This window comes from Paracoccus sp. NSM (genome assembly GCF_052379855.1).
In the GTDB taxonomy this organism is placed as follows: domain Bacteria; phylum Pseudomonadota; class Alphaproteobacteria; order Rhodobacterales; family Rhodobacteraceae; genus Paracoccus.
Genome location: NZ_JBQTCG010000003.1, coordinates 440,089 through 453,033, shown reverse-complemented (window position 1 = coordinate 453,033; position 12,945 = coordinate 440,089). Strand labels below are relative to the sequence as shown.

General features: G+C 66.8%; 13 protein-coding genes. 11 read left to right on the top strand and 2 right to left on the bottom strand.

The features are described 5' to 3' along the window. Positions 1-110: 110 nt before the first annotated feature. From ACTZWU_RS08265 to rarD, 9 genes are all read left to right on the top strand, one after another. Positions 111-1,919: a tetratricopeptide repeat protein gene (locus tag ACTZWU_RS08265; RefSeq protein WP_444736872.1), complete on the top strand. Its 1,809-nt coding sequence runs from the start codon at positions 111-113 to the stop codon at positions 1,917-1,919. Next, positions 1,916-2,752, top strand: a complete 837-nt coding sequence (locus tag ACTZWU_RS08260) for a 4-(cytidine 5'-diphospho)-2-C-methyl-D-erythritol kinase (protein ID WP_444736871.1) — start codon at positions 1,916-1,918, stop codon at positions 2,750-2,752. Before ACTZWU_RS08265 ends, ACTZWU_RS08260 begins: the two co-directional genes overlap by 4 nt. Positions 2,753-2,780: 28 nt before the next feature. Further along, on the top strand, positions 2,781-3,518 hold the full coding sequence (locus ACTZWU_RS08255) for a pyridoxine 5'-phosphate synthase (RefSeq protein WP_444736870.1): 738 nt from the start codon (positions 2,781-2,783) through the stop codon (positions 3,516-3,518). Next, positions 3,515-3,946: a holo-ACP synthase gene (gene acpS / locus ACTZWU_RS08250; protein WP_444736869.1), complete on the top strand. Its 432-nt coding sequence runs from the start codon at positions 3,515-3,517 to the stop codon at positions 3,944-3,946. The genes ACTZWU_RS08255 and acpS overlap by 4 nt, the downstream gene beginning before the upstream one ends. A 75-nt stretch (positions 3,947-4,021) precedes the next feature. Continuing rightward, complete coding sequence (gene lepB / locus ACTZWU_RS08245) at positions 4,022-4,813, top strand: signal peptidase I (protein ID WP_444736868.1); 792 nt, start codon at positions 4,022-4,024, stop codon at positions 4,811-4,813. Beyond that, positions 4,810-5,499, top strand: a complete 690-nt coding sequence (gene rnc / locus ACTZWU_RS08240) for a ribonuclease III (RefSeq protein ID WP_444736867.1) — start codon at positions 4,810-4,812, stop codon at positions 5,497-5,499. Before lepB ends, rnc begins: the two co-directional genes overlap by 4 nt. Beyond that, on the top strand, positions 5,496-6,413 hold the full coding sequence (gene era / locus ACTZWU_RS08235; RefSeq protein ID WP_444736866.1) for a GTPase Era: 918 nt from the start codon (positions 5,496-5,498) through the stop codon (positions 6,411-6,413). The genes rnc and era overlap by 4 nt, the downstream gene beginning before the upstream one ends. Beyond that, positions 6,406-6,741: a DUF1491 family protein gene (locus ACTZWU_RS08230; protein WP_444736865.1), complete on the top strand. Its 336-nt coding sequence runs from the start codon at positions 6,406-6,408 to the stop codon at positions 6,739-6,741. Before era ends, ACTZWU_RS08230 begins: the two co-directional genes overlap by 8 nt. Positions 6,742-6,780: 39 nt before the next feature. Then, positions 6,781-7,704, top strand: a complete 924-nt coding sequence (rarD, locus tag ACTZWU_RS08225) for an EamA family transporter RarD (protein ID WP_444736864.1) — start codon at positions 6,781-6,783, stop codon at positions 7,702-7,704. 48 nt (positions 7,705-7,752) lie between these two features. Here rarD and ACTZWU_RS08220 read toward each other — a convergent pair whose 3' ends face one another. Continuing rightward, positions 7,753-9,252: an alanine/glycine:cation symporter family protein gene (locus tag ACTZWU_RS08220; RefSeq protein ID WP_444736881.1), complete on the bottom strand. Its 1,500-nt coding sequence runs from the start codon at positions 9,250-9,252 to the stop codon at positions 7,753-7,755. Positions 9,253-9,332: 80 nt separating this feature from the next. Further along, positions 9,333-9,767: a universal stress protein gene (locus ACTZWU_RS08215; protein ID WP_444736863.1), complete on the bottom strand. Its 435-nt coding sequence runs from the start codon at positions 9,765-9,767 to the stop codon at positions 9,333-9,335. Between the two features lie 362 nt (positions 9,768-10,129). On the opposite strand from ACTZWU_RS08215, the gene ACTZWU_RS08210 reads away from it, so the two are divergent. Both ACTZWU_RS08210 and ACTZWU_RS08205 read left to right on the top strand, forming a co-directional pair. Then, positions 10,130-11,686 (top strand): 2-isopropylmalate synthase, encoded by a 1,557-nt coding sequence (locus ACTZWU_RS08210; protein WP_444736862.1) that lies wholly within the window; start codon positions 10,130-10,132, stop codon positions 11,684-11,686. A gap of 219 nt (positions 11,687-11,905) precedes the next feature. After that, the gene (locus ACTZWU_RS08205) at positions 11,906-12,940 is read left to right on the top strand and encodes a rod shape-determining protein (RefSeq protein ID WP_444736861.1); all 1,035 of its coding nucleotides are present in this window, start codon (positions 11,906-11,908) and stop codon (positions 12,938-12,940) included. Positions 12,941-12,945: the final 5 nt, after the last annotated feature.

Below are 12,945 nucleotides of genomic sequence, written 5' to 3'. Positions count from 1 at the left end.
CCCGAATTACCCGAATATGTGATGAAAGTGCGCGGGGGCTGGGCGTTGCGGTGGCCCGGGGCGAAGGCTAGGCTGAGCCGAACGCCATTGTGATTGCCGAAGGCCCGCCCGTGACCCAGAGACCTGCCCGCCGCCCGTGGATTGTCGCCGCGCTTCTGGCCCTGCTGGCTGGGCCAGCCTTGGCGGATGATGCGCCCGCCCCCGATGCGGCGCCGATGATGCGCGGGCTGGCCGGTCCCTATCTGGCCGCCCGCATGGCCACGGTCGAGAACGACTTTCTGGCCGCCGCGCGCTATTACGCGCGCGCCTTGGCGCAGGACCCGGCCGACCCCTATCTGCAGGACAGCGCTCTTGTGGCGCTTGCCTCGGCGGGGCAGGTGGACCGCGCCGTCGCCTATGCCGAGACGATGCTGACCGAGACGGGCGGCGGCACCGAATTCGCCACGCTGATGCGCCGCAGCCAGCTGATCCGCGAAGGCGATTGGGACGCGCTGCTGGCCTATCTGGATGAACGTCACGGCACCGACATGCCGATCTCCGAGGATCTGATGGACGGCACGATCCGGGCCTGGGCGCTTCTGGGCGCCGGCCGCGCCTCGGATTCGCTGGAGGCGTTCCGCCAGATGGCCGCCGAGGAAAGCATCGCACCGGTCATCAATTACCACTTGGCGCTGGCCCTGGCGCTGGTCGGCGATTACGAAAGCGCCGATGCCATGCTGGCCGAAGCCGATGCCAGCGGCCACCTGCTGGGCCTGACCGCTCGCGCGCAGATTCTGGCGCAGCTGGATCGGCGCGACGAGGCGGTCGAGATGCTGGCCGCCCTGCCGGGGCTCGAGGCCGAGCCGCAGCTGATGGCGCTGCGCGCGGCTCTGGTCGCGGACGAGCCCGTCGCCTTTGACGTGGTGACAGGTCCCGCCGACGGGATCGCGCAGCTGTTTCTGGCATTTGCCTCGGCCCTGTCGGGCGGGCCGGACCCCGAGCCTCTGTCGCTGATCCATGCCCGGCTGGCCGTCTGGCTGCAGCCCGAAAACACCGAGGCCCGCCTGCTGGTCGCCCAGCTTCTGCAGGAACGCCAGCAATTCGATCTGGCCGAGGATGAATACGAGGCCGTGCGCGCCCAAGGCCAGATCCGCCCCGTGGCCGAGCTGTCGCGCATCGACGCGCTGTCGCGGGGCGGGCGGCGGCCCGATGCTGAAAAGGCGGCCTTCGCGCTGACGGCGGCCTATCCCGATCTGGCGCAGGCCTGGGTCGCGCTTGGCGATGTGCTGAGGACGCAGGAAAAGCACGACATGGCGGTCCCCGCCTATGACAAGGCGCTGTCGCTTCTGGCGGATGCGCCCCCGCAGGCGCGTTGGTTCCCGCTTTATGCGCGCGGCATCGCGCTGGAACGGTCGGGCCGGTTCGACCGGGCCGAGGCCGACTTTCTGGCCGCCATCGAGATCCGCAGCGACAATGCCAGCCTGTTGAACTACCTTGGTTATTCCTGGATCGACCGGAATGTCGAACTGGAACGCGGGCTCGAGCTGATCAAGCGCGCGGTCGAATTGTCGCCCGACGATGGCTATATCCTCGACTCGCTGGCCTGGGCCTATTTCCGGCTGGGCCGCTACGACGAGGCCGTCGCCCCGATGGAGCGTGCGATCGCCACTATGGCCTCGGACCCGCTGGTCAACGACCATCTGGGCGACATCTACTGGATGGTGGGCCGCGAGCGTGAGGCGCAGATCCAGTGGAAACGCGCTTTGTCGCTGGAACCGACCGAAAGCGGCGAGGTCGATCCCGCCCGCATCCGCGACAAGCTGGAACGGGGTCTGGACGCGGTCATGGCCGACGAGGCCGCGGGCGCCGAGGGGCGTACGCCGCCCAATCCGCAAAGCGTGGCCGATACGACCGAAGCCCCTGCCGAATCCGCCGAATGACCACCGCATTCTCGCTGGTCGAACCGGCCCCGGCCAAGCTGAACCTTGCGCTGCATGTCACGGGCAGGCGGGCGGACGGCTATCACCTGCTGGATTCGCTGGTCTGCTTCGCCGCCATGGGCGACCGGATCGAATTGGCGCCCGGCCCCCTGTCATTGCAGATCGACGGGCCGTTCGCCTCGGGGCTGTCGGTGGCGGACGACAATCTGTGTCTGCGCGCCGCAAGGCTGGCCGGGGCCGAGGTGGCGATCCGGCTGACCAAGAACCTGCCCGTGTCCTCGGGGATCGGCGGCGGGTCGGCGGATGCGGCGGCGGTGCTGCGCGGGCTGGCGCGGATGGGTCATCCCTTGCCCGCCCGGACCGAGGTGCTTGGCGCCGATGTGCCGGTCTGTCTGGCATCCGACCCCGCCCGGATGCAAGGCATCGGCGAGGCGCTGTCGCCGGTGCCGCCCTTGCCGCCTTTCTGGATGGTGCTGGCCAATCCGGGCGTCGCACTGTCGACGCCTCAGATCTTCGCGGGGCTGGAGCGGCGCGACAACCCGGCCCTGCCGCCCGTTCCGCGCCTGCCCGATCTGGCGGCGCTGACCGGCTGGCTGGCCCTGACGCGCAACGATCTGGAACTGCCCGCCATCGCCCGCGCGCCTGTCATCGCCTCGGTTCTGGACGCCTTGCGGGCCGAGGGGGCGGCCTTCGCGCGGATGTCGGGCTCTGGCGCCACCTGTTTCGGGCTGTTCAACGGGGCGGGGCGCGCGCAGGCGGCGGCTGCGTCACTTGCGCGCCACGGCTGGTGGTCGGTCGCAACCGAACTGGCATCCCCTGCCGCGCAAGGCTAATGTGCCGCCGAACCCTCAGGAGGATGACATGCTGCGCCTCGGCGTCAATATCGACCACGTCGCCACGATCCGGAACGCACGGGGCACGCCCTGGCCCGACCCCCTGCGCGCCGCGCTGCTGGCGCAATCGGCGGGTGCGGACGGCATCACCGCCCATCTGCGCGAGGATCGCCGCCACATCAGCGATGCCGATATCGACGCCCTGATCGAGGCGCTGACCCTGCCCCTGAACTTCGAGATGGCCGCCACCGCCGAGATGCAGGCCATCGCCCTGCGTCACCGCCCTCACGCCGTCTGCATCGTCCCCGAACGCCGCGAGGAGCGCACGACCGAGGGCGGTCTGGACGTGGCGGGCAACGAAACCATGCTGGCCGATTTCATCGCCCCCCTGCGCGATGCTGGTTGCCGCGTGTCGCTGTTCATCGGCCACCAGCCCGCCCAGATCGAGGCCGCCGCCCGCATCGGCGCCGCCGTGGTCGAATTGCACACCGGCGCCTATTGCGATCTGGACACCGAAGGCCGCCATGCCGAACGCGACGCCGAAGTTGCCGCCCTGCGCGAGGGCGCGCGACTGGCCCACAGCCTGGGGCTGGAGGTTCATGCCGGCCACGGCCTGACCTATGACACCGTTGGCCCCATCGCCGCGATCCCGGAACTGGCGGAATTGAACATCGGGCATTTCCTGATCTCGGAATCGGTGTTTCTGGGCCTTGATGGCGCGATCCGCGAGATGCGCGCCCGGATGGATGCGGCCCGCGCGGCATGATCCTGGGCATCGGCACGGATCTGGCCAATATCGACCGTATCCAGAACACGCTGGACCGGTTCGGCGACCGCTTCCGCAACCGCGTCTTTACCGAACGCGAGCTGTCGCGCGCCTCGTCCCGCGCGCATGAGGCGGCGACGCTGGCCAAGCGTTGGGCCGCGAAAGAGGCCTGCTCCAAGGCGCTTGGCACCGGGCTGGCCATGGGCATCGCCTGGCGCGACATGGCCGTGTCGAACCTGCGCACCGGCCAGCCGGTGATGGAGCTGACCGGCTGGGCCGCCGACCGACTGGCCGAGATGACGCCCTATGGCCACCGGGCCGTCGTCCATGTGACCCTGACCGACGACCACCCCTGGGCGCAGGCCTTCGTGGTGATCGAGGCCCGGCCGGACCCCGCCGCGCAGCGGCTTGCGCCAAGCCCTGCTTGACTCTCGCCCCATCGCGGGACCATGAACAGCCCCACGCGGCCCAGTCGGCCCGACATCACGAAGGAAGCAGAGCGAATGGCAAGCAAGGCTGGCGCCAAGAAGGAAGGCATCTGGGAGACGGTCAAGACCATCTTCTGGGCGCTGGTGATCGCAGGCATCTTCCGGACGCTGTTCTTCCAGCCCTTCTGGATCCCCTCGGGCAGCATGAAGGACACGCTGCTGATCGGGGACTTCCTGTTCGTCAACAAGATGGCCTATGGCTATTCGGCCCATTCCTGCCCGTTCTCGATGTGCCCGATCTCGGGACGCATCCTTGATCGCGCGCCCGAACGCGGCGATGTCGCGGTCTTCCGTCACCCGACCCGCGACGTGGATTTCATCAAGCGCGTGATCGGCCTGCCCGGCGACACGGTGCAGATGCGCGGCGGCCGGCTGTGGCTGAACGGCGAGCCGGTCCAGACCACGCCCGCGGGCGACTTCATCGAGATCAAGGAACAGCAGGGGCCGCAGGGCCTGATCCCCCGCTGCGTCAATGACCCGGTCGGCGCAGGGGGGCAATGCGTCAAGGAACGCTTCACCGAGACACTGCCCGGCGGGCGCAGCCATTCGATCCTGAACATCACCGACGGCTGGCTGGCCGATGACACGCCCACCTTCACCGTCCCCGAGGGCCAGTATTTCTTCATGGGCGACAACCGCGACAATTCCGAGGATTCGCGCTTTCCGGCTGAAATCGGCGGTCTTGGCTTTGTCCCGGCGGAATTCCTGATCGGCCGCGCCGACCGGATCATGTTCTCGTCGGCGGGCCGGTCGCTGCTGTTCTTCTGGACCTGGCGTTCCGACCGCTTCTTCAAGGCGGTCGAGTGACACCCTCTGCCGAAATCCGGGCCTTCATGGCCCGGCTGGGCCATGACTTCGCCCGGCCCGATCTGCTGCTGCGCGCGCTCACGCATGGCTCGATCGCCAGCGTGACGCGGCCCGACAACCAGCGGCTTGAGTTTCTGGGCGACCGGGTTCTGGGGCTGGTGATTGCGGACGCGCTTTACCATTCCGACCGCAAGGCGACCGAGGGCCAGCTTGCCCCCCGCTACAACGCGCTGGTGCGCGGCGAGACCTGCGCCGATATCGCGCGCCAGATCGGGCTGGGCGATGTCCTGAAACTGGGCCGGTCCGAGATGCTGTCGGGCGGGCGCCGCAAGGAAGCCCTGCTGGCCGACGCGATGGAGGCCGTTCTGGCCGCCATCTATCTGGATGCCGGGCTGGAGGCCGCGCGGCGCATCATCCTGACGCTTTGGGCGGACCGCCTCGACAGCGTGGCCGATGATGCCCGCGACGCCAAGACCGCGCTTCAGGAATGGGCGCAGGCACAGGGCATGCCGCCGCCTCTTTACGAACAGACCGAACGCAGCGGACCGGACCATGCGCCGGTCTTCCTGATCACCGTGCGCCTTGCCGACGGACGCGAGGCGCAGGCCCGCGGCGCGGGCACGAAACGCAGCATCGAACAGGCCGCCGCCCGCGCCCTGCTTGACCGGCTGGAGACAACGACATGACCGACACCACCACCCGCGCGGGCTTTGTCGCCCTGATCGGCGAACCCAATGCCGGGAAATCCACGCTGCTGAACCTGATGGTCGGGGCCAAGGTCTCGATCGTGACGCACAAGGTCCAGACCACGCGCGCCCGCATTCGCGGCATCGCCATGCACGAGGGCAGCCAGATCGTCTTCGTGGACACGCCCGGCATCTTTCGCCCCCGGCGCAGGCTGGACCGCAGCATGGTCGCCGCCGCATGGGGCGGGGCCTCGGACGCCGATCTGGTCCTGCTGCTGATCGAGGCGCATCGCGGCCTGACCGAAGGCACGCAGGCCATCATCGACCAGCTCAAGGAATTGGGCCAGAACATGCCCGTGGCCTTGGTCATCAACAAGATCGACCGCGTCAAGGCCGAGGTGCTGCTGGCCCTGTCGCAGAAGATGAACGAGGCCTATCCCTTCGTTCAGACCTTCATGATCTCGGCCGAAAAGGGCTATGGCTGCGCCGATCTGCGCAACTGGCTGGCCGGCGCCCTGCCCGAAGGGCCGTGGCTTTACCCCGAGGATCAGATCGCAGACCTGCCCATGCGGATGATCGCCGCAGAGATCACGCGCGAAAAGCTGACCCTGCGCCTGCACGAGGAAATCCCCTATCAGCTGACGGTCGAGACCGAGGCCTGGGAGGAGAAATCCGATGGCAGCGCCCGTGTCGAACAGGTCGTCTATGTCGCCCGCCAGGGCCACAAGGGCATCGTCCTGGGCAAGGGCGGCGAGACGATCAAGGCCGTGGGCCAGGCCGCGCGCGGCGAGTTGGAGGAATTCATGGGCCGCCGCGTCCATCTGTTCCTTCAGGTCCGCGTCCGCGAGAACTGGCAGAACGAGGCCGAGCGCTATGACGAGATGGGCCTGAACTACAAGGACGGCGATGGCTGAGGCCAGGCTGGCTGCGGGCCTGTGGGTTTCGGCCTATCTGGCGCGTCTGGGGCTGGCCAACATCCCCGCCTATGTGACCGCGCGTGGCGATGACGTGGCGGGCGCGGTCATGGTCAAATGCGCCCATCTGGACGGGCAGGCGACGCTGTGGTCGCGCGAATGGGATTTTCAGACCGATGCCCGCCCCTGGATCGCCGCCCAGACCGGCCCGGAACGCGATATCGACGCCTCCATTGCCCGCCAGCGCGCCCGTGACCCCGATCTGTGGGTGATCGAGATCGAAAGCCGCGAGGGCCGCACCCTTCTGGGGGATGAGGGGCTGGGCTAGGCGCTGGCGCGGGCCGAACTTGCAGCTTATGCAAACGCCATGAGCGCACCCGACACCGATTCGCCCCGTGGCCTTGCCTATGCCGTCTCGGCCTATGTGCTGTGGGGCTTTCTGCCGCTTTACATGAAGCTGCTGGAACATGTCCCCCCGGTCGAGATCATCGCCCACCGCATCCTGTGGTCCCTGCCCATCGTGGGCGCGGTGCTTCTGTGGCAAAGGCGGCAGGGCGATCTGCTGGCGGCCTTGCGTCAGCCTCGTCTGCTGGCGATGGCGGCGCTGACGGCGGCACTGATTTCGGTGAACTGGCTGATCTATGTCTGGGCCATCGTGAACGATCAGGCGCTGGACGCCGCGCTTGGCTATTACATCAACCCGCTGTTCAGCATCTTTCTGGGGGCGACCCTGCTGAAGGAAAAGCTGTCTCGGGCGCAGATCGCGGCGGTGGCGCTGGCGGGGGCTGCGGTTCTGGTGCTGACATGGCAGGCGGGCAGCCTGCCCATCGTGGCCATCGCGCTGATGCTGACCTGGGCGGCCTATGCGCTGTGCAAGAAGCAATTGCCGCTTGGCCCCAATCAGGGCTTCACGCTGGAGGTTCTGTTGCTGCTGCCCTTCGCCGCCGGGTTCCTGATCTGGCTGTCTGCGACGGGGCAGGGGCATTTCGGCGCCCTCGACTGGCAGACCGCGCTTTTGCTGGGGGCGGGGCCTGCCACGGCGATCCCGCTGCTGTTCTACGCCAACGGCGCCAAGCTGACGCGGCTTTCGACGATCGGCATCCTGCAATACATCTCGCCCACGATGATCTTTCTCTGCGCGGTGCTGGTCTTTGGCGAGGTGCTGGACCCGGCGCGAATGATCGCCTTTCCGATGATCTGGGCGGCGCTGGCGATCTATTCGGCCTCGTTGATCCAGCAGGCCGGAGCACGGCGGCGCGATCGGCGCAACGCCACCAAGCGGATGCAATAAGGGCGGACGCCTGCGCGCCCGCCCCCTTTGTCGCGGCCTTGCGGCGGCTTACTGATACTTGCGGATCTCGCCCGATTTCAGGCGCGCGAGATAGCTGTTCATCTCGGCCTTGACGATCGGCATCAGCACGTAAAGCGCCAGGATGTTGACCACCGCCATGGCGAAGATCGCCGCGTCCGAGAAGTCGATCACCGCGCCCAGGCTGGACGCCGCGCCGATGATGACGAAGAAGCAGAACAGCAGCTTGAAGATCAGCTCTTTCGTCTGGCCCTCGCCGAACAGGAAGGTCCAGGCCTTGAGGCCGTAATAGCTCCACGAGATCATCGTCGAGAAGGCGAACAGCACCACCGCCAGGACAAGGATGTAGCGGAACCAGCCGAAGGCGCTGCTGAACGCGTCCGAGGTCAGCGCGACGCCGCCATTGCCGGTCACGGTCTGGATGCGGTCGCCCGCCTCGTTCAGCACGAACAGGCCCGTGGTCGGGTCGCTGACCAGCTGGCCGGTGATGATGATGACCAGCGCGGTCATGGTGCAGATGATGACCGTGTCGATGAACGGTTCCAGCAGCGAGACGAAGCCCTCGGTCGTGGGTTCCTTGGTGCGGACCGCGCTATGCGCGATGGCGGCCGAACCCACGCCCGCCTCGTTCGAGAAGGCCGCGCGGCGGAAGCCCTGGATCAGCGCGCCGATCATGCCGCCGACCACGCCGTCATTCGTGAAGGCGCCGACGAAGATCTGGCGGAAGGCCTCGCCGATCATGTCGTAGTTCATGCCGATGATGATCAGTGCTGTGCCGACATAGATCGCCGCCATGAAGGGAACGACCTTTTCGGTGACGCGGGCGATGGATTTCAGGCCGCCGACGATCACAAGGAACACGATCACCGCCATCACGACGCCGGTGATCCAGCCCGGATAGGCGCCGACGACATTGGTGATCTGGGCATGGGCCTGGTTGGCCTGGAACATGTTGCCGCCGCCGAAGCTGCCCAGGATGCAGAAGATCGCGAACAGCACGGCCATGAACTTGCCGCCGGGAACGCCGCGTTCCTTGAAGCCCTTGACCATGTAATACATCGGCCCGCCCGAGACGGTGCCGTCGGCATATTCGTTGCGGTATTTCACGCCAAGCGTGCATTCGGTGAACTTGGACGCCATGCCCAGCAGGCCCGCCAGGATCATCCAGAAGGTCGCGCCCGGGCCCCCGATGCTGATGGCGACCGCGACGCCCGCGATGTTGCCCAGTCCGACGGTCCCCGACAGGGCCGTGGTCAGGGCCTGAAAGTGGCTGACCTCGCCCGCGTCATTGGGGTTCGAATAATCGCCCCGCACCAGCTGGATCGAGTGGCGGAAGGCGCGGAACTGGATGAACCCGAAATAGAGCGTGAAGACCGTGGCCCCCACGACCAGCCATGCCACGATCCAGGGAAAGCTGGTCCCCGGAAAGTTCGAGAAGATGATGTTCACGAACCAGGTCGTGGTGGCGGCGAAGAAGCTGTCGATGGCAGTGTCCAGCCCCTGGGCGCGCGCGGGCAGCGTGGCCAGCATCAGCGCCACGGCGGCCGCAGGCAGGCTGCGCGCCATGGTTGTCATATGGTGTTTCATTCTTTTTCTCCCTGTCCCGTCGGTCACGGCACGATGACCACCGGCACGGGCGAAGCCTGTGCCAGCGTCGCCGCGACCGAGCCGAAGATGCGCGCGGCAAAGCCGGAATGCCCCATGCGACCGATGATCAGCATGGCGGCGTCCTCGTCCTTGGCGATGCGCGCCATAGTTTCGGCGATGTGCCCATAGCGCAGCGCGGTGGCGACGGGAATCCCCGCCTGTTCCACTTCGGCCACGACGGGCGCGAGGATGGCGGTTTCGGCGCGCTGCAATTCCTCGCTGCGGCGGCGGTGGCGCTCTTCGACCTCGCTTGGCGTCAGGAAGCTGTAGGGCGACCATTCCAGCACATGCGCGATGACGATGCTGTTGTTCTCGGCCCTTGCGCGCGCCATCGCGAAGTCCAGCGCGCGCCGCGCCGTTTCGCTGCCGTCATAGCCGACGACGATCTTGCGTGTCATGTGTCCCTCATCTGTTGGTTCTTGTCCTCGGGTCCATAGCCGAAAGGATAGGCAGGCTAGGGCTAACGGGCCAGAAAAAAGGTCACAGTCCCGTGAATTCAGCACCGCCCTGTTCAGCGCGGGACCGTCTCGGGTCACTTTTGGTCTTTTCAAGCGCGCGACGGGACGTCATATTTCGCGCCATGACTCGGATGCGCCATATCGCCTCGGCCCCTGCGGCACCCAAGGGTGCGCGATTCGCCGTGCGACTCCGGGGTCTGCTGCTTCTTACGCTGCGCTGAGCGGGTCCGCCGGGCCGCCGCTCAGTCAGGTCCTGGCCCGGTATCCCCCACAGACAGAACCGACCTGCGAAAGACAGCACAATGACCCAAGAGAACCGCGTCCTCATCTTCGACACCACCCTGCGCGATGGCGAGCAATCGCCCGGCGCCACCATGTCCCACGCCGAAAAGCTGGAAATCGCCCAGATGCTGGACGAGATGGGCGTGGACATCATCGAGGCGGGCTTTCCCATCGCCTCCGAGGGTGACTTTGCCGCCGTGTCCGAGATCGCGAAACAGGCGCAGAGCGCCCAGATCTGCGGTCTGGCCCGTGCGCAATTCCCCGATATCGACCGCTGCTGGGAGGCCGTGAAACATGCGCGCCGCCCGCGCATCCATACCTTCATCGGCACCTCGCCGCTGCATCGCGCGATCCCCAATCTGGACATGGACCAGATGGCCGAACGCATCCATGCGACCGTCAGCCATGCGCGCAACCTGTGCGACAACGTGCAATGGTCGCCCATGGACGCGACGCGGACGGAACACGACTACCTGTGCCGCGTGGTGGAAATCGCCATCAAGGCGGGTGCCACGACGATCAACATTCCCGACACGGTGGGCTATACCGCGCCCCGCGAAAGCGCCGACCTGATCCGCATGCTGCTGGAGCGTGTGCCGGGCGCCGATCAGATCATCTTCGCCACGCATTGCCACAACGATCTGGGCATGGCGACCGCCAACGCGCTGGCCGCCGTCGAGGCGGGCGCCCGCCAGATCGAATGCACGATCAACGGTCTGGGCGAACGCGCCGGCAACACCGCGCTGGAAGAGGTCGTGATGGCCATGCGCGTGCGCCATGACATCATGCCCTATGACACCGGCATCGACACGACGAAGATCATCGGCATCTCGCGCCGCGTGGCCGCGGTCTCGGGCTTTCCGGTGCAATACAACAAGGCCATCGTGGGCAAGAACGCGTTCCTGCACGAGTCGGGCATCCATCAGGACGGCGTGCTGAAGAACGTCGAGACCTTCGAGATCATGCGCCCCGCCGATATCGGTCTGAACGAAACGAACATCGCCATGGGCAAGCATTCGGGCCGCGCCGCCCTGCGCGCCAAGCTGCGCGATCTGGGCTACGAGGTCGGGGACAACCAGCTCAAGGATGTGTTCGTCCGCTTCAAGGCGCTCGCCGACCGCAAGAAAGAGGTCTATGATGAGGATATCGTCGCCCTCATGCAGGACAGTGCGGCGAATACCGGCGACGATCACCTTCAGGTCAAGCATCTGCGGGTGATCTGCGGCAGCGACGGGCAATCCGCCGACCTGACCCTGATCGTCGGGGGCGAGGAAAAGACTGTTCACGCCACGGGCGACGGGCCGGTCGATGCCTGCTTCAACGCGGTCAAGCAGATCTTCCCGCATCAGGCGCGGCTGAAGCTGTATCAGGTCCACGCCGTGACAGAAGGCACCGATGCGCAGGCCACCGTCAGCGTGCGGATGGAAGAGGACGGCCGCATCGTGAACGGGCAGGCCGCCGACACGGATACGATCCTTGCCTCGGTCAAGGCCTATGTCGGGGCGCTGAACCACCTGATCATGCGCCGCACCCAGGCCGGGACGGACGGCAAGCAGATCAGCATGTATTCGCACTGACCCGGGGGCGGGGGCGTCCTGCCCCCGCCTTCCGCGCCTTGGCGACGGCCTTCGCGCAAGATCGCGCCATAGCGTCAGCCGCGCGCCATCAGGGCTTTTCCCAAGCGGGCTTGGCCTCTATACGGGGCCACGCCGCCACAGGCGATTCAGGGCGACGGCCCTGGCGGAAAGCATTCAAACGGGCATGCCGGGCCAACCGGCGCGAAAAGGATACGGGGCATGGCATTCGGCGGGCTGTTTTCGACCGACATCGCAATCGACCTGGGAACGGCGAACACGCTGGTCTATGTCAAGGGCAAGGGGATCATCCTCAACGAGCCCTCGGTCGTCGCCTACCACGTCAAGGACGGCAAGCGCGTCGTTCTGGCCGTGGGCGAGGATGCGAAACTGATGCTGGGCCGCACGCCGGGCAGCATCGAGGCCATCCGCCCCATGCGCGAAGGCGTCATCGCCGATTTCGACAGCGCCGAGCAGATGATCAAGCACTTCATCAAGAAGGTGTTCAAGCGCACGACGTTTTCCAAGCCCAAGATCATCGTCTGCGTTCCCCACGGCGCGACGCCCGTTGAAAAGCGCGCGATCCGCCAGTCGGTCCTGTCCGCAGGCGCCCGCAAGGCCGGCCTGATCGCCGAGCCGATCGCTGCCGCCATCGGCGCGGGGATGCCCATCACCGAACCCACCGGCTCAATGGTCGTCGATATCGGCGGCGGCACGACCGAAGTCGCAGTGCTGTCGCTTGGCGACGTGGTCTATGCGCGTTCGGTCCGCATCGGCGGCGACCGGATGGACGAGGCGATCATCAACTATCTGCGCCGCAATCAGAACATGCTGATCGGCGAATCGACGGCCGAGCGGATCAAGACCTCGATCGGCACCGCGCGCATGCCCGATGACGGGCGCGGCGCCACGCTGATGGTGCGCGGCCGCGACCTCTTGAATGGCATCCCCAAGGAGATCGAGATCAGCCAGGCCATGGTCGCCGAAGCGCTGGCCGAGCCCGTGCAGGCCATCTGCGAGGCCGTGATGGTCGCGCTGGAAGCCACGCCCCCCGATCTGGCCGCCGACATCGTCGATCGCGGCGTGATGCTGACCGGCGGCGGTGCCATGCTGGGCGAGCTGGATCTGGCGCTGCGCGAGCAGACCGGCCTGTCGATCAGCCTGGCCGACCAGCCGATGAGCTGCGTCGCGCTTGGCACCGGCAAGGCGCTGGAATTCGAAAAGCAGTTGCGCCACGTCATCGACTTCGACAGCTGACCGCC